The following is an 18,231-nucleotide window of genomic DNA, read 5'->3' on the forward strand; positions in this document are numbered from 1 at the left end:
AAAGGGCAGCAAAGCCTGTATGGCGCTCGCAATCGCAGAAAACAGCAAAAGAGACAGCCCCGATGGAGCTTCGCAACATCGCCATTATCGCGCACGTCGACCATGGCAAGACCACGCTCGTTGACGAGCTTTTGAAACAGTCGGGTTCCTTCCGCACCGGCCAGCAAGTGGCCGAACGGGCGATGGACAGCAATGACATCGAACGCGAACGCGGCATCACCATTCTGGCGAAATGCACCTCGGTTGAATTTGGGGAAACCCGCATCAACATCGTCGATACCCCCGGCCACGCCGACTTTGGCGGCGAGGTGGAGCGTATTCTGAACATGGTCGATGGTGTTGTCCTGCTGGTGGATGCTGCAGAAGGCCCGATGCCGCAGACGAAATTCGTGACCTCGAAAGCCTTGGCCCTTGGCCTGCGTCCGATTGTGGTGCTGAACAAGGTGGACAAGCCCGACGCTGAACCTGACCGCGCCCTGAACGAAGTGTTCGATCTGTTTTCGAACCTTGGGGCCAATGACGAACAGCTGGATTTCCCTTATCTTTACGCCTCGGGGCGTGCCGGTTGGGCGGATGATACGCTGGATGGGCCACGCAAGGATCTGACCGCGCTGTTTGAAAAGATCGTGGCGCATGTGCCCGCGCCCAAGCAGTTGGCCCGCGCCGAAGAACCCTTCCAGATGCTGGCCACCACCCTGTCGGCTGACCCTTTCATCGGTCGCATCCTGACGGGCCGGATTGAGGCAGGCACGCTGAAAACCGGGATGACGCTGAAGGCCCTGTCGCGCACGGGCGAACGGATCGAACAGTTCCGGGTGACCAAAGTACTGGCCTTCCGGGGCCTCGCGCAAACTGCGGTGGACGAGGCTGTGGCGGGCGATATCGTGACCGTCGCCGGCATGACCAAGGCCACTGTGGCTGACACCCTGTGCGACCTGTCCATCGACACGCCGATTGCCGCCCAGCCGATTGATCCGCCGACGATTACCGTGACCTTTGGCATCAACGACAGCCCCTTGGCGGGCCGTGACGGGAACAAGGTCCAAAGCCGCGTCATCCGCGAACGGCTGATGAAAGAGGCGGAAACCAACGTCGCGATCAAGATCGCCGACACCCCCGGCGGCGAGGCCTTTGAAGTTTCGGGCCGGGGCGAATTGCAGATGGGCGTTCTGATCGAAAACATGCGCCGCGAAGGGTTTGAACTGTCGATCAGCCGCCCGCGCGTCATCATGAAAGACGAAGATGGCGTTCGGATGGAACCGGTCGAAGAGGTCATCATCGACGTCGATGACGAATATTCTGGCGCGGTGATCGACAAGCTGACCGGCGAACGCAAGGGCGATCTGGTTGAAATGAAACCCGCAGGCGTCGGCAAGACCAGGATCGTGGCCCATGTGCCCTCGCGCGGGCTGATCGGCTATCATGGCCAGTTCCTGACCGACACCCGCGGCACCGGCGTTCTGAACCGGATCTTCCATGGCTGGGTGGCGCACAAGGGCCCGATCCAGGGCCGCCGTCAGGGCGTTCTGGTCAGCATGGAAAATGGCGTCTCGGTCGCCTATGCGCTGTGGAACCTCGAAGAACGCGGCAAGCTGTTCATCGGCGCGCAAGAGGCGGTCTATACCGGCATGCTGATCGGCGAACACAGCCGGGACAACGATCTGGAAGTGAACCCTCTGAAGGGCAAAAAGCTCACCAACGTCCGCGCCAGCGGCACGGATGAAGCCGTCCGCCTGACAACGCCGGTCAAGATGAGCCTGGAAGAGGCCATTGCCTATATCGACGACGATGAGCTGGTCGAGGTGACGCCGAAAATCGTGCGGCTGCGCAAGCGGCATCTGGATCCGCATGAACGGAAGCGGCACAGCCGGACCGAGTAAGATCAGGGGCCTTCGGGCCCCTTTTTCATGTTGTGACGATGCGATACTTGGATTGCACCAGACCGGAGGGGAAAGCGCGGCTTTCCACCAGCTGCAAATCGACGTCTGCGGTCAATGCACCGAACAAGGGCCGCCCTGCCCCGATCAGCACGGGAACCGTGGTCAGCACAAGGTCGGTCACCAGGCCTTCGCGCAGAAAGGCCTGCACCAGGCGGCCGCCGTCCAGATAGATGCGTTCCACGCCCTGCACCGCCAAATCCTGCATGACATCGCGCGGCGCACGGTTGGAAAAGCGCAACTTGCCTTGCAAAGCCTCGGGCACCGGTGTTCCTGCCAAGTCCTGTGACATCACCAGAACGGGCCGGTCATAGGGCCAGGGGTCAAAGCCCTGCACCTTTTCATAGCTGCCACGCCCCATTACGATCATCTGCTTGTCTGCAATGAAGTCGTTATAGCCATGGTCCTCGGATGGGTCATCCCGCGCCAAGAGCCAACCGATGTCGCCATCCGGTCTGGCGATGAAACCGTCCAGTGAGGTTGCGATAAAGATATGTGCGGTCGTCATGCAGCTCTCCTGTCAATGATGATTGCTGTATAGCTTGCCAAACCGACAAGCCCAGCCGCTTCGCCCCGTTGGGCAGAATCGGCCCCGTCGCTTCCTTCCGCCTCTGTGGCCACCAGCGCATGCCGCCGCGCAACGACGACCGAAAATGGCGATGGCTTACCCCAGTCGCGCAACTCAGGGTTTACTCTATCGTTTCAAGTGGTTGAGGGCGGCACTTGCGCCATGCAAAAGCCTAAAATTGAATAAGAAATGACCACTTTAGCAAGAGAAACAAACTGGGTTCGGTTGTCGCTCCCAGGGGCGCGGGATGGCCCATGCGGGAAGGGCCGTGCGGTGATGGACATGGTGAGGCGCGGTTTCTGACATGGGACAAGGAAGACCAATCCAACCCAATGGCAATAACGCCGTTAACTTGTTTGCAGTGTGCAGAATAGAGGATGAACATGTCGATTATTTCTGAAACCACGTCGATCGCTGGCTTTATCGGGGCTTGCCTTGTTGACACCGAATCCGGGCTGATGTTGGCCTCGGAAGGCGGCGGCAAAGGCAAACTTGATCTGGACGCCGCTGCGGCTATGAACACCGCCTTCGTCAAAGCCAAACGCCAGGCGATGGAAGTGCTGCAATTGAACACCTATATCGAGGACATCCTGATCACGCTGGGCACGCAGATCCATTTGATCCGTCCGCTGGAAAAGAACCAGTCGATGTTCATCTATGTGGCGCTGAACCGGGCCGATGCCAATCTGGGCATGGCGCGCATCCAGTTGAAAACCATCGAAAGCAAGCTGGAGCTGTAAGCTCTGGCACAAGGTCATGGAAAGGCCAGAGGCGATGCTGCCCTCTGGCCTTTGTCATGCACAAGCCACCCTTTCGCCGCGCGGTTCGGGCCGCTAGTCTGACGGCGACCAAAGGGGGTATTATGCAGACCATGCTGGGAATCATCGGGGGGTCGGGCCTTTACGACATGGCCGGGCTGGAGGGGGCATCCTGGGTCAAGCTAAAGACCCCTTGGGGGGTGCCATCGGATGAAATTCTGGTCGGGCGTTTGTCGGGCCTGCCGGTGGCCTTTCTGCCCCGCCATGGCCGCGGCCACCGGATCGCCCCGGCGGACCTGCCGGCACAGGCCAACATCGACGCTTTGAAACGCCTGGGCTGCACCGATGTATTGGCTGTTTCGGCGGTGGGGAGCCTGCGGGTCGACTATGCGCCCGGCGATTTCGTGCTGGTGGATCAGTATATCGACCGCACCACACAGCGCCCCGCCTCGTTCTTTGGCACCGGCTGCGTGGCGCATGTCTCGCTGGCCCAACCGACCTGCCCCCGCCTTTCGGCGCAGGTGGCGACGGCGGCGGAATCTGCTGGCGCGAAGGTGCACCTTGGGGCGACCTATCTGGCGATGGAAGGGCCGCAGTTTTCCACCCTTGCAGAAAGCCGGATGTATCGGTCTTGGGGGGCCGATGTCATTGGCATGACCGGCATGCCCGAGGCCCGTTTGGCGCGTGAGGCCGAGCTTTGCTATGCCTCCCTCGCGATGGTGACAGATTATGACTGCTGGCACGAAGGGCATGGCGCCGTGGACGTGGCGCAGGTGATCGCCACGCTGACGGCGAATGCGGCGGCGGCCAAGGCGACTGTAGGCGCGCTGGCAAGCGCCCTGCCCCATGACCGCGCGCCCTGCCCTAATGGCTGCGACCGGGCGCTGGACCATGCGCTAATGACGGCCCAAGACAAGCGCGACCCGGCGCTACTGGCCAAGCTGGATGCGGTGGCGGGCCGGGTGTTGTGAGAAAAGTCCTTATTCTGGGGGCCGACGGTTTCATCGGTCGAACGCTGGCCTTTGTTCTGCGAGAAAAGGGTTTTCACGTGCTAGCCCATGGGCGGCACGTTGGCGCTTTGGCAGGGTTCGGATTTGAAGCACTGTCGGCGGATCTGAACGATACCCAATGTCATGATCCTGCCTTTTGGGCCAAGCGGATGGGGGATGCCGACCTGGTCATTGCGACGGGCCTTTTGACCGGAAGTGAAGCATCGTTTCGCGCGGTGCATGAGTTGGCACCAAAGGCAGCCCTAGCCGCCTGCCAGGGGCGTGCCGTGCTGATTTCAGCCGTAGGGATCGAAGCAGACACAGCCTTTGCCCGATGGCGTCGCGTCAGTGAACAGGCGGCGCAAGAGGCTGGTGCGACGGTTCTGCGGGCGGGTCTGGTGCTGGGCGATACCTCTTATGGCGGATCGTCCATGCTGCGCGCCTTGGCGGCCTTGCCGCTGGCAACCGCCCATGTGGGAAACGGTCAGCAAAAGCTGAACCCCATCCATGCCGATGATCTGGCGCAGGTGTTGGGCGAATGTCTGGAAGCCCCACCCGGCGTAGGCCCATGGGAGGTGGGCGGGCCTGAGGAGGTCACACAGAAAGACCTGATCGCCTTGATAAGGCAATGGCTGGGTCTGCGCCCGGTTCGGGGCATTGGCCTGCCCCTGCCCTTGGCCCGATTCATGGGGCGGGTTGGTGATGTCCTGCGGCTTGGCCCCCTGTCCGCGACCAGCGTTGCGCAATTGGAAAAGGGTCTGCTGGCAGACCCAACGCCCCTATTGGCCCATATCCGCCACCGCCCCGCGGCTGTGTCGCAGTTCCTGTTTCGCAGACCGCCTGGAACGCAAGACCTTTGGCATGCCCGGCTTTATCTGCAAAAGCCGTTGGTCCGACTGACCCTTGCCCTGTTGTGGCTGATCTCGGGGCTGCAAGGCCTTTTCACGCCGGGTTCGGCTTTTCTGCCGTTGCTGCCGCTGCCGGAAACACTCGGCCTGATTTTGGCACGAGCGGGTGGGCTGGTCGATCTGGCGCTGGCGGCGGCGCTGTTGGGCAACTGGCGGCCCGTGCCCGTGGCCTTGGCCCAATTGATCATGGTTGCGGGCTATACGCTGGGCCTGTCTATTCTCGCCCCAACGCTTTGGCTTGATCCTTTCGGTGCGTTGCTGAAGAATTTACCTATTCTGACGCTGATCCTTGTCCACCTTAGCCTGATCCGGGAAAGATGATGGACCCCTATCTGACGGCCAAATGGCTGCATATCCTTTCATCCACCGTCTTGTTCGGCACCGGGATGGGAACGGCGTTTCAAATGGTTTGGGCCATGCGCACGGGGCGCGTTGAAACCATCCATTCGGTCGCCAGCGGTGTGGTTGTTGCGGACTGGATCTTTACCGCGCCAGCGGGGCTCATTCAGCCACTGACGGGGCTTTGGCTGGCACATCTGGCAGGTTGGCCGCTGACCGCGCCTTGGCTGTTGCTGACCTATGCGCTTTACCTACTGGCGCTGGCCTGCTGGTTGCCCGTCGTCCATTTGCAAATCCGCATCCGCAATCTGGCGGGCGAGGCTTTGACCAAGGGTCAGCCCCTGCCCGATCAGGCCCGCCGTCTGTACCGCATCTGGTTTGCCTTGGGCTGGCCCGCCTTTGCGGCGCTTGTCGGGGTTTTCTGGCTTATGGTATCCAAGCCCGATTTTGTTTTCTGAAAGGCCCCGCCATGACCAAAACCGTCAAGGACTATATCCGAACGATCGTGGACTTTCCCCACGAAGGCATTCTCTTCCGGGATGTCACGACCCTGTTCGCTGATGCCCGTGGGTTTCGCATGGCGATTGACCAGTTGCTGCATCCCTATGCCGGGCAACGGATCGACAAGGTGGCGGGGCTGGAGGCGCGGGGGTTCATTCTGGGCGGGGCCGTGGCGCATCAGATGACGACGGGTTTCGTGCCGATCCGCAAGAAGGGCAAGCTGCCGGGGGCGACCATTTCGCAAAGCTATACGCTGGAATACGGCGAGGCGGTGGTCGAGATTCACGACGACGCCCTGCAACCGGGCGAAAAGGTGCTGCTGGTTGATGATCTGCTGGCGACGGGCGGCACCGCCGAGGCGGGCATTCGGCTGATTGAACGCTTGGGCGCGCAGGTGATTGGCTGCGCCTTTGTGGTGGACCTGCCCGATCTGGGTGGACGCAAAAAGCTGGAGGCGATGGGGATGGAGGTTCACGCCCTTTGCAGCTTTGAGGGGCTTTAGGCGCCGCTTTGTCTAAAGCTTTAACCTAATCTTCAGGGGAATCACGTTAGCAAGGGCAGGCCAAGGTTCACCCCCCTTGGCGGACGTGCTGCTTGCAACACACGTCAACACCCACCCTACCCCGCCGGTTCACCCCCCGGCGGGGTAACTCTGACTAAAGCAGCACGCGGCCCAGAAAAAGTGTGCCAAACAATCCGGCCAGCGTGAAGGCAATGCCATAGACCGCGGCATAATGTGCCATATCCGTGGTGGATCCACCGCCGCGTTTGGCGAGAAGCGCCCCAGTGACGACGCCCAAGGCCAGACTTGCGATCACGATCATCTTGCCTGTCCCCGCTTGATTGAACCGCCGCTGCCTAGCCGCGATCGGGGGCTGGCGCAAGGGGTCTAACCAAGGCGGCAATGGCGGCAATCCGCGCCGCCAGTTCCCGACCGCGACCGAAACCATAGCGCGCCCAGAGCATCCCCTCCTCGCGCAGCGCCTGAGCCGCAGCGTGGTCTTGGCCTTGATCGGCACATTCTGCGCGGATCAAAAGGAAAGAGGCCAAAAGCGCCGCGTTTTCCGCATTTTGGACAACCGGGATATTTCGCACGGCTAAAGCGTCCGCCATATCATACCAGCCCTGCGACAGAGCAAAGGCCGCCAACTGCATATCAACATGGGCTGCATGGATCGCACCGCCTGGCTGCCGACGGTAGAGCGCGGCAGAATCGCCGAAATGGGCAATCGAGCTTTTTGCGTTGAGGGACAGCTGACTGCGTCCTAAGGCAAAAAGGCTGAAGGCCAGCCGCGTGTCGTTCCAACCTTCGGCCTTGGCAATGGCCAGCGCGTCCATCGCGGCCTGCTGGCGGGAGAGGGCTGAACCATCCTGCCCCAGCGCCATTTCCATCGCAGCCTCCCACGCGGCTGGCGTCGCTCCGACATTCACCGGCCCACTGCGGCGCCCGGTTGGATTCAGGCGTGCCAAAAGCCCCGGCAAGACGGCGGCCACCTGTTCGCGGCTCATCCCGTTTTGCAGTTCAGGCGCGTAGTGAAGTCGCAGCATGAGCATGTCGTAACCGGTAAGAACCGTGTGGAAATTGTCGTCGTTGAAAACCGAATCTGATAGGCGATACAGATCGTTAAGCGGTCCTAGGGCCTGGGCCAGCTCTTCGTGCAGGCAGTCGCGAATTTCTTGCGGGCTTGCATCGCCGGGCAAAAAGATTGCCAGCCTTTCGCGCTGTTGCAAGGTCGCCCAATCCTGACGATTCCGACCGTGTCGATATTCGGCATAGGTAGAGATGCCCGGCACAACGAAACAGGCGACACCTGGGTTGCCTTGGCGGATCACTTGTTTTGGCAGAAAGTTTAACGTGATATTGGCGGCGCTACCAGGTTCGGCCTGTTGCAGCGCTATCCCTGCTTCGTCCCGCAAACGCTGGAGCAGCAATGCCAGATCGCCCGCAGCCGATGCCGCGACGCGGCCGTGCAGTGTATACGTGATATCTCCCTCAAAACGGGTCAGATGCGGCAAGGTTCGGCCCGTTTCGAGGGCGAACTCCAAGTCTAGAAAATCGGCGGCCAGCTGGGCGTTGTTCTGTTGGGGGGCGGCGCCAGTTCTGGGTGGAAAGCTGGGCAGCCTTGGCCCTTCATCGGGCAGGATCATCAACGCAGAATCCAACCGCGCCACATCCGCCTGCCAACCCGCGCAGGCCGACAGCGAAAGAAACAAGTTCACTAGGGTCAGGCGCTGCCACATCAGAGGGGCCGTGTGTAGCGGATAAACGGTCCGCGTCGCCCGACTTTGTCATAAAGCATCCGCCCGGCATAATTGTCCTCAGCGGTCAACCAATGCACATGCGGGGCACCCATGGAATCGGCATAGGCATAGACCTTTTCGATAAGGGCACGGGCGACGCCGCGGCCCCGCGCCGCGGGCACAGTAAATAGGTCTTGAAGGTAGATGACCTTTTCGATTTTCCAGCAATGGCGATGCTGGATTGTATGCACGATGCCCAAAAAATCACCGTTCGCACCGGTTGCCACAAAAGCGGCCATATCAGCATCACCACCGGTCAGCCGCGCAAAAGTCATGTCATAAATTTCGGCGGGGACAGTGGTTTTGTAAAACGCAAGGTAGTCGTGCCACAAGGGCTCCCAAGCCGCCCTGTCTGCGGGAACGAGGGAGCGGATCAGCAGCGCGGTCATGGCGGAATATCCCGAAAAGGCAGATGGTTACAGGCGAAAGTCTGCGTGGGTTATGAAGACAAAGTCAACGAGGCAATTTTTACAAGCTTTGGCCCTGCGCACACCTGCCGCCGCCAGATATTGGGGCGATCGATCCTCGAACTGATTCTGACGCCCGACAGGCCGATACGCAGCACAACGCAGGGGTGATTTCGCTAAACTGGCCTTCTTGAAAGAAAATATGTGTCGCAAAGCCCCTAGTGACAAGGTCAGGCTCTTCCTATATGGCAACGCCACGAGTGGTGGGTTCTGGTTCATTCTGGCCCGCACGGGATGCAGGAGAAGCGGAATGAAGGCAGAAGTTTTCCTCCCCGACGATTATCGTCCGGCCGAGGGCGAGCCCTTCATGAATGATCGGCAATTGGAGTATTTCCGGCGTAAACTCTTGGTCTGGAAGCAAGAGCTTTTGGATCAAAGCGCGGAAACCATCGACAACCTTCAAGATAGTGCACGGAACGTGCCCGATCTGGCGGACAGGGCAAGCGAGGAGACCGACCGGGCGCTGGAATTGCGCACGCGGGATCGTCAGCGCAAGCTGGTGAGCAAGATCGACGCGGCCCTTCGGCGGATCGAGAATGGCGAGTATGGCTATTGCGAAATGACCGGTGAGCCGATCAGTCTGAAACGGCTGGATGCGCGACCGATTGCGACCATGACTTTGGAAGCACAGGAAAAGCACGAGCGCCGGGAAAAAGTGCATCGGGACGAATAAGCCTCTGACGAGGGCGATAACACGCCGGGCCGCAGGGTCCGGCGTTTGTTTTTGGGGAATGCGATGGGCTGGCTGGCCGGACGGGAAATCACGGTTCTGGGCGCGGGCGTGGCGGGGCTGGCCTTTGGCTGGGCCGCCGCGCAGCGTGATGCCAAAGTGATCCTGCTGGAACAGGCCGAGGCCGTGCGCGAAGTGGGGGCGGGTCTGCAAATCGGGCCGAACGGGGCGCGGGTGTTGCGGGCCTTGGGGCTGGACAGCGCAGCGCTTGATCGGGTGGCGATGCAGGCGCGGTCCGTAGAGATGCATGACGGGCTTTCGGGCAAACGGTTGCTGCGCATGGATCTGGGCGCGCGAGCGCGAGATCCGGGGCACTATCTGTTCCACCGGGCCGATCTGATCGAGGTTTTGGCGCAGGGGGCGCGGGCAGCGGGGGTGCAGCTGCATCTGCTGACCAAGGTGGCGGGGGTCGATCTGTCGGGCGATACGCCGCTGATCAGCACAGCACAGGGCGCACAGATGCGCCCCGCCCTATTGATCGGGGCGGATGGGCTGCAATCGCCGACGCGGGCGGCGCTGAACGGGCTGGCAAAACCGTTCTTCACCGGCCAGGCGGCTTGGCGGGCGGTGATTGCGGGCGATCCGAACGATGCGCCGGTGGTGCAGGCCTATCTGGGACCGGGCCGCCATCTGGTCAGCTATCCGCTGCGTGGCGGCAAACTGCGCAACATCATTGCGGTGGTGGAACAAAGCGAATGGGTCGAAGAAAGCTGGAGCCTGTCAGACGATCCAGCGAAACTGCGCCGCGCCTTTTCTGGGTTCAACCCCCAGGCGCGCCGCTGGCTTGATGCGGTGCAGGATTGCGGCTTCTGGGGCCTGTTCCGGCATCCGGTGGCCGCAACATGGCAGCGGGAAATGCCAGATGGTGCTGTGGCGATAGTCGGCGATGCGGTCCATCCCACCCTGCCCTTTCTGGCACAGGGCGCCGCGATGGGGCTAGAGGATGCCCATACGCTTGCGCGGACGCTGGACCGCGACGGCACGGCGGGGCTGGCCCAATGGCAGGCGGAACGTGCGCCGCGTTGCCAAAAGATTGTCGATGGCGCGACCAGCAACGCCCGCGCTTTTCATCTGCGCGGCCCAATGCGTTTGGCGGGAAATCTGGCCCTGCGGATGGCCGACCGGGTTGCATCCGGCGCGATGCTGGCGCGCTATGATTGGATCTATGACTACGATGCGACGCGCTAGCCTTCAGTCGCCGAAGGCAGAAATCCACCAAGGCCCGCCGCGGAACGATCTTTCGCAATACTCATGCGGGGCAATCGCCGGGGCATTCGCCAAGGTGGCGTCCGCCGTTACAAGGGGGCGCAGGTGGGTCAAATGCCAATCCTTTTCGCCGTGTTCCTCGTCCCCGCAATCCAGCGTCGCGCGGCGGTCTTCGTCGATGGCCAAGGCCAGAACATCCCGCGTTTTATCAAAGATATGGCGACAGATCATCACAGGATGATCTTCGGAAAGGCTGTTCAGCTTCTGCCGTTCCGTAGCCATTTTGCTGCCGCTCTAGATCGAAAAGGAGGTACCGCAGCCGCAGCCGCTGGTGGCGTTGGGGTTATTCACCACAAAGCGCGCGCCGATCAACTCTTCGGTAAAATCAATCTCGGCGTTCGACAGGAACGGCAGGGACACCAGATCGACCAGCACCTTTTGCCCGTTCTTTTCCAACACCAGATCGTCGGACGCCGGATCGTCCAGCTTGATGTCATATTGAAACCCCGAACAGCCGCCGCCTTCGACCGCCACGCGCAGGGGGCGGGCATCGCCCGTCATCTCGGCAATCTCGGCCAACCGGGCAAAGGCACGGTCGGTGACGCGGGGAGGCAAAGTCAGTGTCATGGGTTGGATTCCATCAAAAGATAGGCCACATGCACAACATAGGCCTGCAAAGCCCCTGTCACAAGGCATTGAAGATGACGCTTGAACCTTTTGCCTGCCAACCCGAAGCCTCTCGCGGGCGGCGGCATGCGGAAACCATGTCCACCTTTCGCAGCCCGTTTCAGCGCGATCGTGACCGGATCATCCATTGCAGCGCCTTTCGGCGGCTGAAACACAAGACGCAGGTCTTTGTCGAACATGAGGGCGATTACTACCGCACGCGGCTGACCCATACGATCGAGGTGGCGCAGGTGGCGCGAACCCTGTCGGGCGTCCTGGGCCTGAACACCGACCTCGCCGAGGCGGTGGCCTTGGCGCATGATCTGGGGCACACGCCGTTCGGCCATACGGGCGAGGATGCTTTGGCACGACTGATGGCCCCCTATGGCGGGTTTGATCACAATGCCCAAGCCTTGCGGATCGTGACGCGACTGGAACGGCACTATGCCGATTTCGATGGGCTGAACCTGACTTGGGAAACGCTGGAAGGCATTGCGAAACACAATGGCCCGGTGGATGGCGATTTGCCTTATGCCCTGGCCGAGGTGAATGCCGAATGGGATCTGGAACTGCACACCCATGCGAGCGCCGAGGCACAGGTGGCGGCAATTGCCGATGACATCGCCTATTCGCACCATGATCTGCATGACGGCCTGCGGTCTGGGCTGTTTGACGAGAATGATCTGATGGAACTGCCCGTAACGGGCCCTGCCTTTGCCGAGGTGGATCGGCTTTATCCCGGTCTGGAAAAGATGCGTCGGCGGCATGAGGCTTTGCGGCGCGTGTTCGGGCGGATGGTGGAAGACGTGATTGCGGTGGCCAAGAACCGGCTGGAATCGGCGAAACCGCAGAGCGTCGAAGAAATCCGCGCCTTGGGAACGACCGTTATCCGCTTCTCGAAACCGCTGTATCAAGAACTGAAAGCCGTGCGTTCGTTCCTATTCCACCGCATGTATCGCGCTCCGAGCGTGATGGAAGAACGGGCGCGCGTGACGGCGATGCTGGACGATCTGTTCCCGTTGTTCATGTCCCGGCCTGACTTGCTTCCCGCCGAATGGCAGGCCGAGGTTTCACGCGCGGATGAACTCGCGCTAGCGCGGCATGTGGCGGATTATGTGGCCGGCATGACCGACCGTTTTGCCATTCAGGAACACGGTCGGCTGTTCGGCTAACCCGCCAGCACCGCCCCTGGATTCAGGATCCCCGCCGGGTCTAGCGCGGCCTTCACGGCGCGCATGGCGGCGAGTTTGCCGGGGTCGGCATAGCGGGTGATGTCAGCCGTCTTGAACCGTCCCACGCCATGTTCGGCGGCAACCGAACCGCCAAGGCTGGCTACCATATCATGGACCAAGCGTTTGACCGCCTCACGCTGGTCGGCATGATCATCCTTGTGCCCGCCTTTCGGGGGAAAGACGTTGAAATGCAGGTTGCCATCGCCCAGATGGCCAAAGCAGTTCACGCGGAAGGGCGCGATGTCGCCAAGCGCCTTTTGGGCCGCCGGAATAAAGGCCGGAATTTCGGACAGGGGCAGCGAGATGTCATGCGACGACACCGCCCCAATGCGCCGGTTGGCCGTGGGAATGTTTTCACGCAGCGTCCAGAATTGCGCCCGCTGGGTTTCATTCTGCGCCAGAATCGCATCCAACGCCAACCCCTTCGCCGCCCCGGTTTCATAGAGCCGGATCAGCGCCTGTTCGGCCTCCAACCTCTCGGGCAGACCCAGATCGACAAGCACCAGCCAGGGCGATGGTTCGGCAAAGGGCTGGCGCACCTCCGGCAGGGTTTCCGCAAGGAATTGCAAGGACATGCCCGAGATCAGCTCAAAGGCCGAAACCATGCCGGGCAGCTGTTCCTGTGCAATGGACAGCAGCGTCAGCGCCGCCGTCGGGTGCGGCACGGCGATCAAGGCGGCGGCGTTCTGGGCGGGGCGAGGATGCAGGATCAGTGCGGCGGCGGTGATCACGCCCAAAGTTCCCTCGGCCCCGATCAGCAGGTCGCGCAGATCGTAACCGGCATTGTCTTTGCGCAGACGGGTCAGGCCGCGCCAGATGGTGCCATCGGCCAGAACCGCCTCAAGCCCCAAGCAAAGCGAACGCGCATTGCCATAGCGGATGACGTTCACGCCCCCGGCGTTGGTCGCGAGGTTCCCGCCGATGGTGCAACTGCCTTGGCTGGCCAGCGTCAGCGGGAACAAACGGCCCGCCGCTGCGGCAGCGTCCTGCACTTGTTGCAAGGTGCAGCCCGCTTCGGCGACCAGCATGTTCTCCTCTGGGAAAATATCGCGGACACGGTTCATCCGCTCCAGCGAAAGCACCAAGGGCAGCGGCCCGTTGGCCATCAGCTGCCCACCAACCAACCCCGTCCCCCCGCCCCAAGGCACGATCCCGACCGACGCCGAAGCACAGGCCGCGACTATACTCGCCACCTCCTCTACCGAACGCGGCAAGGCCACAGGCCCCGCTTGCCCCGTCCATCGCCCACGTGGGTCGGCCAGATGCCGGGGTTCTGCCTCGCGGATGGTGCCTTCGGGCAAGTGCGCCGCCAGAAAGGCCGCAAATTCGGGGGTCAGCGCATTCAAAGCCATCAGGCCGCCGCCCCGCCCACCGTCAGCCCGCCGATCATCAGCGTCGGCTGCCCCACACCCACGGGCACCCATTGCCCGGCCTTGCCGCAGTTGCCGATGCCGGGGTCCAGCTTCATGTCATTGCCAATGGCGCGGATATGTTTCAGCGCCGTCGCCCCGTCGCCGATCAAGGTGGCCCCTTTCACCGGCGCGCCGATCACGCCGTTCTTCACGCGATAGGCTTCGGTACAGGAAAACACGAACTTGCCATTCGTGATGTCCACCTGACCGCCGCCAAAGCCCACTGCATAAATGCCGTCCTTCAGCGAGGCGACAATTCCCGCCGGATCATCCGTGCCGCCCAGCATATAGGTGTTCGTCATACGGGGCATCGGGATATGCGCGAAACTTTCGCGCCGCCCGTTGCCCGTTGCGGCCACCCCCATCAGCCGCGCATTCTGCCGGTCCTGCATATAGCCGACCAGAACCCCGTCTTCGATCAGCACATTGCGCTGCGACGGCGTGCCTTCGTCGTCGATGGAAATGGACCCACGCCGATCCGGCAAGGTGCCGTCATCCAGCACCGTTACCCCTTTGGCGGCAATCTGCTGCCCCATCAGGCCGGCAAAGGCGCTGGTCTGCTTGCGGTTAAAGTCGCCTTCCAGCCCGTGGCCAATCGCTTCATGCAACAGGATTCCCGGCCAGCCCGGCCCCAGCACCACATCCATCACCCCCGCAGGCGCGGGTTCCGCGTCCAGATTGACCAAAGCGATCCGCAAAGCCTCGCGCGCGGCGGCTTGCCAAAGCGTGGGTTCCATCAGCGCGGCCAGCCCGTAACGCCCGCCCTGCCCCGTCCCACCGCTTTCGCGCCGCCCGTTCTGTTCGACGATCACCGAGATGTTCAGCCGCGCCATGGGGCGAATGTCGGCCAGCCGCAGCCCTTCGGGGCGCAGAATCTCCACCTCTTGCAGACCCGCCGAAAGCGTCACCGAAACCTGCACCACGCGCGGGTCAAGCCCCCGCGCAAAGCCGTCAATTTCCCGCAGGATGTTGATTTTCGACGCGAAAGACGCGTCGGCCATGGGGTCGGCACTGGTGTAAAGCCGCTGGTTGGTGCCACGTGGGCTGGGGGCCAGAACGCCCCCGCTATCTCCTACGGCCAGACGCGCGGTCTCCCCCGACCGCCGCAAGGCCTGCACCGAGATTTCGGTCGAATGGGCATAGCCCGCCACCTCGCCCTTGACCGCCCGCAGGCCAAAACCTTCCGATGCGTCATAGCTGGCGTTCTTCACCCGCCCGTCGTCCAGCACCAAAGCCTCGGACCGGCGACGTTCCAAGAACAACTCGCCATCCTCGGCCCCAGCGGTGGCGCGCCGCAGTTCGGCCAAAGCCTCAGCCTCATCCAGATGGGTTTCAAAGGGGCGAAAGGCGGATTCGGTCATGTTCTGTCCTTGATCTGGCGCAATCCAAGCTATCTACGTCACAGTTTCGCTTGTCGCGGCTTGCCTAATATGGTTTCACCAGCGGCAGAAACAACGGGATTCTGCTGTGACAAACGGCAGCCCCTGAACGACCGGGCCGCAAGGCCACCAAGCCACACGGGATAGCCAGATGAAAACCTTCCGCGTTCTTTCGGGTTTGACGGCCGGGGCCACCGCCCTTTTCGTCGCCGGTGCCGCCATTGCCCAAAGCCTGCCCATCATTGGCGCGCCGCAGGACAAGTTGATGGGCTTTCAGCCCGCCGGGACCGAGCTGGCCGAAGGCATCCATTGGCTGGATCACTTTATCCTGATCATCATCACCGTGATCACCCTTTTCGTGACCGGCCTGCTGATCTACGCCATCCTGCGCTTCAACCAGCGCGCCAATCCGAAGCCGGCAAAATTCACGCACAATACGCCGCTTGAGGTGATGTGGACCCTGATCCCTATCGTCATTCTGGTGGTGATCGGCGCGTTTTCCCTGCCGCAACTCTTTCGCCAACAGGAAATCCCGCAGGCGGACATCACCATCAAGGTCACGGGTAACCAGTGGTATTGGTCCTATGAATATGTTGATGTTGAAGGCGTGTCCTTTGACAGCAACATGATCGGCGCTCCGGCCAATGGCGGCACCTTCCGCCTGACGCCCGAGGTTGAAAAGCAACTGGCCGATGCGGGTTACACCAACAAGGAATTCCTGCTGGCCACCGACACTGCCGTTGTCGTGCCCGTCGGCAAGACCATCGTGATGCAGGTCACCTCGGTCGACGTGATCCATTCGTGGAAGATCCCGGCCTTTGGCGTGATGCAGGATGCTGTTCCCGGTCGTCTGGCGCATCTGTGGTTCAAGCCTGAAACCGAAGGCATCTATTTCGGCCAATGCTCGGAACTCTGTGGCCAGGCCCATGCCTATATGCCGATCACCGTTAAAGTCGTCTCGCAAGAGGTTTATGACCGCTGGCTGGAGTCGGCCAAGGCCGGTGATGTGGTTCTGAGCCAAGCATTGCTTGACGGCACGACTGAAGTCGCCGCGAACTAAGGCCGCAAGGCCAATCAAGGCCGCCGGGCTATCGGCGGCCTTTGTGCATGACCCAGATGATCGGACCCCAGGGATGAGCGAGACCCAGGCCATTCAGCAAACCGGCGAGGCAGGCTTTGGCGATTTCCTCGCCTTGCTGAAGCCGCGCGTGATGTCGCTGGTGGTGTTCACCGCTTTGGTGGGCCTGATCGTGGCCCCCGTGCCCGTGCATCCGGTGGTGGGCTTTGCTTCCATCCTGTTCATCGCGCTTGGCGGCGGTGCCTCGGGTGCTTTGAATATGTGGTGGGATGCCGACATCGACGCCATCATGCGCCGCACGCAGGGCCGCCCGATCCCCTCGGGCAAGGTCGCACCGGGTGAGGCTTTGGGTTTCGGTCTGGCGCTTTCGGGGCTTTCGGTGGCGATGCTGGGTTTGGCGGCGAATTGGTTCGCGGCGGCTTTTCTGGCCTTTACCATCTTCTTCTACGTGGTTGTCTATTCGGTCTGGCTGAAACGCCTGACGCCGCAAAACATCGTGATCGGCGGCGCCGCCGGGGCCTTTCCGCCCATGATCGGCTGGGCGGTCGCCACGGGCGGGGTTTCCATCGAAAGCCTGCTGATGTTCGCCGTGATCTTTATGTGGACGCCGCCGCATTTCTGGGCCTTGGCGCTGTTCATGAAGGATGATTACGGTCGCGCCGGGGTGCCGATGCTGACCGTGACGCACGGCCGCAAGGCGACCCGTGCCCATGTTCTGGCCTATACGATCCTGCTGATCCCCTTTTCGCTGGCGCTGGCCCTGTCGGGCATCGGGGGCTGGGTGACGCTGGGCGTGACGCTGATCCTGAACGCGATCTTTGTTTTCGGCGGCTGGAAAATCTGGCACCGGGATGAGGCCACGGCCGAGGCGGACAGCTACCGTGTTGAAAAGCAGGTCTTCCGCTTTTCCCTGTCCTACGTCTTTCTGACTTTTGGCGCGCTGGCCTTGGATATGTTGCTGGGCACCCGTTGGCCCATGGCGTGGTGGGGCTGATCGTGGCGCATTTTCCCAAACCCCATGAACTGCACCAACGCCGTTTTGGCCGCAATCTGGGGCTTGGCCTGTCGCTGGCCGCTTTCGTGGCGCTGGTCTTTGCGCTGACCGTGGTCAAGGTGACGGGCGGCGATCCGATGGCGGCGATGTCCGGGCAAACCCAAGGCGTCACCGGCCCGATCAAAGGGGCGCAACCATGACGCCAAAGAAAACCGCCATCTGGCTTGTGGCCCTTGTCGCCACCATGCTTTCGCTGTCCTTCGTCGCCGTGCCTTTCTATGACTGGTTCTGCCGCACCACCGGCTTTGGCGGCACCACGATGGTCGCCGAAGAAGGTTCGGACACGATCCTGGATCAGACCATCCGCATCCGCTTTGACGGCACTGTCGATGGCGGGATGCCGTGGGAGTTCAAGCCCGTGGTCCGCACCATGGAACTGCGGATCGGTGAAACGGCGCTGGCCTATTACACCGCGCACAACCCGACCGACCGGGTGATTGCGGGCACGGCCAGCTATAACATCACGCCGGATGCGGCGGGCGGCTTTTTCTTCAAGATCGACTGTTTCTGCTTTACCGAACAGGTTCTGCAACCCGGTGAGACCGTCGAAATGCCAGTCAGCTTTTACGTTGACCCAGAAATCGTCAAAGACCCCGAGGGGCGCTATGTCCCCGAGATCACGCTGTCCTACACTTTCTACGAAACTGCCCTGCCCGACACGCAGGCCGCGCTTGAAGCGGTCAAGCCGGGCGCGGTAAACTGAACA

21 protein-coding genes are annotated in these 18,231 nt (G+C 61.6%); 13 read left to right on the forward strand and 8 right to left on the reverse strand.

All coding sequences use genetic code 11. From position 1 onward, the window contains the following. The first annotated feature begins 62 nt into the window (after positions 1-62). Positions 63-1,880 (forward strand): translational GTPase TypA, encoded by a 1,818-nt coding sequence (typA, locus tag IE095_RS01120; protein ID WP_189409604.1) that lies wholly within the window; start codon positions 63-65, stop codon positions 1,878-1,880. A 25-nt stretch (positions 1,881-1,905) separates the two neighbouring features. Here the strand turns inward: typA and IE095_RS01125 are convergent, their stop codons facing one another. Continuing rightward, the gene (locus IE095_RS01125; RefSeq protein ID WP_189409605.1) at positions 1,906-2,445 is read right to left on the reverse strand and encodes a dihydrofolate reductase family protein; all 540 of its coding nucleotides are present in this window, start codon (positions 2,443-2,445) and stop codon (positions 1,906-1,908) included. Between the two features lie 443 nt (positions 2,446-2,888). Between IE095_RS01125 and IE095_RS01130 the strand changes: the two genes are divergently transcribed. The 5 genes from IE095_RS01130 (at position 2,889) to IE095_RS01150 (ending at position 6,502) form a co-directional block, all read left to right on the forward strand. Beyond that, complete coding sequence (locus IE095_RS01130) at positions 2,889-3,245, forward strand: roadblock/LC7 domain-containing protein (RefSeq protein WP_229804393.1); 357 nt, start codon at positions 2,889-2,891, stop codon at positions 3,243-3,245. A 122-nt stretch (positions 3,246-3,367) separates the two neighbouring features. Next, a complete protein-coding gene (locus IE095_RS01135) occupies positions 3,368-4,234 on the forward strand; it encodes an S-methyl-5'-thioadenosine phosphorylase (protein ID WP_373295385.1) in 867 nt (288 codons plus the stop codon). Further along, positions 4,231-5,481 (forward strand): SDR family oxidoreductase, encoded by a 1,251-nt coding sequence (locus IE095_RS01140; protein ID WP_189409607.1) that lies wholly within the window; start codon positions 4,231-4,233, stop codon positions 5,479-5,481. The genes IE095_RS01135 and IE095_RS01140 overlap by 4 nt, the downstream gene beginning before the upstream one ends. After that, a complete protein-coding gene (locus IE095_RS01145) occupies positions 5,481-5,957 on the forward strand; it encodes a DUF2269 family protein (RefSeq protein ID WP_189410117.1) in 477 nt (158 codons plus the stop codon). The genes IE095_RS01140 and IE095_RS01145 overlap by 1 nt, the downstream gene beginning before the upstream one ends. Before the next feature lie 11 nt (positions 5,958-5,968). Beyond that, the gene (locus IE095_RS01150; RefSeq protein WP_189409608.1) at positions 5,969-6,502 is read left to right on the forward strand and encodes an adenine phosphoribosyltransferase; all 534 of its coding nucleotides are present in this window, start codon (positions 5,969-5,971) and stop codon (positions 6,500-6,502) included. A gap of 154 nt (positions 6,503-6,656) precedes the next feature. On the opposite strand, the gene IE095_RS01155 is transcribed toward IE095_RS01150, so the two are convergent. From IE095_RS01155 to IE095_RS01165, 3 genes are read right to left on the reverse strand one after another with little or no spacing between them, the layout of a single operon-like run. Further along, the gene (locus IE095_RS01155) at positions 6,657-6,824 is read right to left on the reverse strand and encodes a hypothetical protein (protein WP_189409609.1); all 168 of its coding nucleotides are present in this window, start codon (positions 6,822-6,824) and stop codon (positions 6,657-6,659) included. Between the two features lie 34 nt (positions 6,825-6,858). Then, positions 6,859-8,241, reverse strand: a complete 1,383-nt coding sequence (locus IE095_RS01160; protein ID WP_189409611.1) for a DUF2927 domain-containing protein — start codon at positions 8,239-8,241, stop codon at positions 6,859-6,861. Beyond that, entirely contained in the window at positions 8,241-8,690 is a 450-nt protein-coding gene (locus tag IE095_RS01165) for a GNAT family N-acetyltransferase (RefSeq protein ID WP_189409613.1), read from the reverse strand. Before IE095_RS01165 ends, IE095_RS01160 begins: the two co-directional genes overlap by 1 nt. A gap of 328 nt (positions 8,691-9,018) precedes the next feature. Here IE095_RS01165 and dksA point away from each other — a divergent pair, with 328 nt between their 5' ends. Next, the gene (gene dksA, locus IE095_RS01170) at positions 9,019-9,441 is read left to right on the forward strand and encodes an RNA polymerase-binding protein DksA (RefSeq protein WP_189409615.1); all 423 of its coding nucleotides are present in this window, start codon (positions 9,019-9,021) and stop codon (positions 9,439-9,441) included. Positions 9,442-9,504: 63 nt separating this feature from the next. Then, on the forward strand, positions 9,505-10,686 hold the full coding sequence (locus IE095_RS01175; protein WP_189409618.1) for an FAD-dependent monooxygenase: 1,182 nt from the start codon (positions 9,505-9,507) through the stop codon (positions 10,684-10,686). 3 nt (positions 10,687-10,689) lie between these two features. Here IE095_RS01175 and IE095_RS01180 read toward each other — a convergent pair whose 3' ends face one another. Further along, positions 10,690-10,986, reverse strand: a complete 297-nt coding sequence (locus IE095_RS01180; RefSeq protein ID WP_189409620.1) for a hypothetical protein — start codon at positions 10,984-10,986, stop codon at positions 10,690-10,692. A gap of 12 nt (positions 10,987-10,998) precedes the next feature. Further along, positions 10,999-11,325, reverse strand: a complete 327-nt coding sequence (locus IE095_RS01185; RefSeq protein ID WP_189410118.1) for a HesB/IscA family protein — start codon at positions 11,323-11,325, stop codon at positions 10,999-11,001. A gap of 80 nt (positions 11,326-11,405) precedes the next feature. On the opposite strand from IE095_RS01185, the gene IE095_RS01190 reads away from it, so the two are divergent. Then, the gene (locus tag IE095_RS01190) at positions 11,406-12,542 is read left to right on the forward strand and encodes a deoxyguanosinetriphosphate triphosphohydrolase (protein ID WP_189409622.1); all 1,137 of its coding nucleotides are present in this window, start codon (positions 11,406-11,408) and stop codon (positions 12,540-12,542) included. Here the strand turns inward: IE095_RS01190 and IE095_RS01195 are convergent. Continuing rightward, on the reverse strand, positions 12,539-13,954 hold the full coding sequence (locus IE095_RS01195; protein WP_189409623.1) for an FAD-binding oxidoreductase: 1,416 nt from the start codon (positions 13,952-13,954) through the stop codon (positions 12,539-12,541). The genes IE095_RS01190 and IE095_RS01195 overlap by 4 nt on opposite strands. Beyond that, positions 13,954-15,375 (reverse strand): metalloprotease TldD, encoded by a 1,422-nt coding sequence (gene tldD / locus IE095_RS01200; RefSeq protein WP_189409625.1) that lies wholly within the window; start codon positions 15,373-15,375, stop codon positions 13,954-13,956. Before tldD ends, IE095_RS01195 begins: the two co-directional genes overlap by 1 nt. A gap of 169 nt (positions 15,376-15,544) precedes the next feature. Between tldD and coxB the strand changes: the two genes are divergently transcribed. From coxB to IE095_RS01220, 4 genes are all read left to right on the forward strand, one after another. After that, positions 15,545-16,453: a cytochrome c oxidase subunit II gene (coxB, locus tag IE095_RS01205; RefSeq protein ID WP_189409627.1), complete on the forward strand. Its 909-nt coding sequence runs from the start codon at positions 15,545-15,547 to the stop codon at positions 16,451-16,453. A gap of 73 nt (positions 16,454-16,526) precedes the next feature. Then, the gene (cyoE, locus tag IE095_RS01210; protein WP_189409629.1) at positions 16,527-17,465 is read left to right on the forward strand and encodes a heme o synthase; all 939 of its coding nucleotides are present in this window, start codon (positions 16,527-16,529) and stop codon (positions 17,463-17,465) included. Next, positions 17,453-17,665: a cytochrome c oxidase system small membrane protein gene (locus tag IE095_RS01215; protein ID WP_308428860.1), complete on the forward strand. Its 213-nt coding sequence runs from the start codon at positions 17,453-17,455 to the stop codon at positions 17,663-17,665. Before cyoE ends, IE095_RS01215 begins: the two co-directional genes overlap by 13 nt. Then, positions 17,662-18,228: a cytochrome c oxidase assembly protein gene (locus tag IE095_RS01220; protein WP_189409631.1), complete on the forward strand. Its 567-nt coding sequence runs from the start codon at positions 17,662-17,664 to the stop codon at positions 18,226-18,228. The genes IE095_RS01215 and IE095_RS01220 overlap by 4 nt, the downstream gene beginning before the upstream one ends. Positions 18,229-18,231: the final 3 nt, after the last annotated feature.

Source organism: Neogemmobacter tilapiae (assembly GCF_014652215.1).
GTDB classification, from domain to species: Bacteria; Pseudomonadota; Alphaproteobacteria; order Rhodobacterales; family Rhodobacteraceae; genus Neogemmobacter; species Neogemmobacter tilapiae.

What these genes read in the sequence shown, in the direction of transcription:
- typA (WP_189409604.1), top strand. Translation starts at nt 63, where the DNA reads ATGGAGCTTCGCAACATCGCCATTATCGCGCACGTCGACCATGGCAAG.
- IE095_RS01125 (WP_189409605.1), bottom strand. Translation starts at nt 2,445, where the DNA reads ATGACGACCGCACATATCTTTATCGCAACCTCACTGGACGGTTTCATC.
- IE095_RS01130 (WP_229804393.1), top strand. Translation starts at nt 2,889, where the DNA reads ATGTCGATTATTTCTGAAACCACGTCGATCGCTGGCTTTATCGGGGCT.
- IE095_RS01135 (WP_373295385.1), top strand. Translation starts at nt 3,368, where the DNA reads ATGCAGACCATGCTGGGAATCATCGGGGGGTCGGGCCTTTACGACATG.
- IE095_RS01145 (WP_189410117.1), top strand. Translation starts at nt 5,481, where the DNA reads ATGGACCCCTATCTGACGGCCAAATGGCTGCATATCCTTTCATCCACC.
- IE095_RS01150 (WP_189409608.1), top strand. Translation starts at nt 5,969, where the DNA reads ATGACCAAAACCGTCAAGGACTATATCCGAACGATCGTGGACTTTCCC.
- IE095_RS01155 (WP_189409609.1), bottom strand. Translation starts at nt 6,824, where the DNA reads ATGATCGTGATCGCAAGTCTGGCCTTGGGCGTCGTCACTGGGGCGCTT.
- IE095_RS01160 (WP_189409611.1), bottom strand. Translation starts at nt 8,241, where the DNA reads ATGTGGCAGCGCCTGACCCTAGTGAACTTGTTTCTTTCGCTGTCGGCC.
- IE095_RS01165 (WP_189409613.1), bottom strand. Translation starts at nt 8,690, where the DNA reads ATGACCGCGCTGCTGATCCGCTCCCTCGTTCCCGCAGACAGGGCGGCT.
- dksA (WP_189409615.1), top strand. Translation starts at nt 9,019, where the DNA reads ATGAAGGCAGAAGTTTTCCTCCCCGACGATTATCGTCCGGCCGAGGGC.
- IE095_RS01175 (WP_189409618.1), top strand. Translation starts at nt 9,505, where the DNA reads ATGGGCTGGCTGGCCGGACGGGAAATCACGGTTCTGGGCGCGGGCGTG.
- IE095_RS01180 (WP_189409620.1), bottom strand. Translation starts at nt 10,986, where the DNA reads ATGGCTACGGAACGGCAGAAGCTGAACAGCCTTTCCGAAGATCATCCT.
- IE095_RS01190 (WP_189409622.1), top strand. Translation starts at nt 11,406, where the DNA reads ATGACGCTTGAACCTTTTGCCTGCCAACCCGAAGCCTCTCGCGGGCGG.
- IE095_RS01195 (WP_189409623.1), bottom strand. Translation starts at nt 13,954, where the DNA reads ATGGCTTTGAATGCGCTGACCCCCGAATTTGCGGCCTTTCTGGCGGCG.
- tldD (WP_189409625.1), bottom strand. Translation starts at nt 15,375, where the DNA reads ATGACCGAATCCGCCTTTCGCCCCTTTGAAACCCATCTGGATGAGGCT.
- coxB (WP_189409627.1), top strand. Translation starts at nt 15,545, where the DNA reads ATGAAAACCTTCCGCGTTCTTTCGGGTTTGACGGCCGGGGCCACCGCC.
- cyoE (WP_189409629.1), top strand. Translation starts at nt 16,527, where the DNA reads ATGAGCGAGACCCAGGCCATTCAGCAAACCGGCGAGGCAGGCTTTGGC.
- IE095_RS01220 (WP_189409631.1), top strand. Translation starts at nt 17,662, where the DNA reads ATGACGCCAAAGAAAACCGCCATCTGGCTTGTGGCCCTTGTCGCCACC.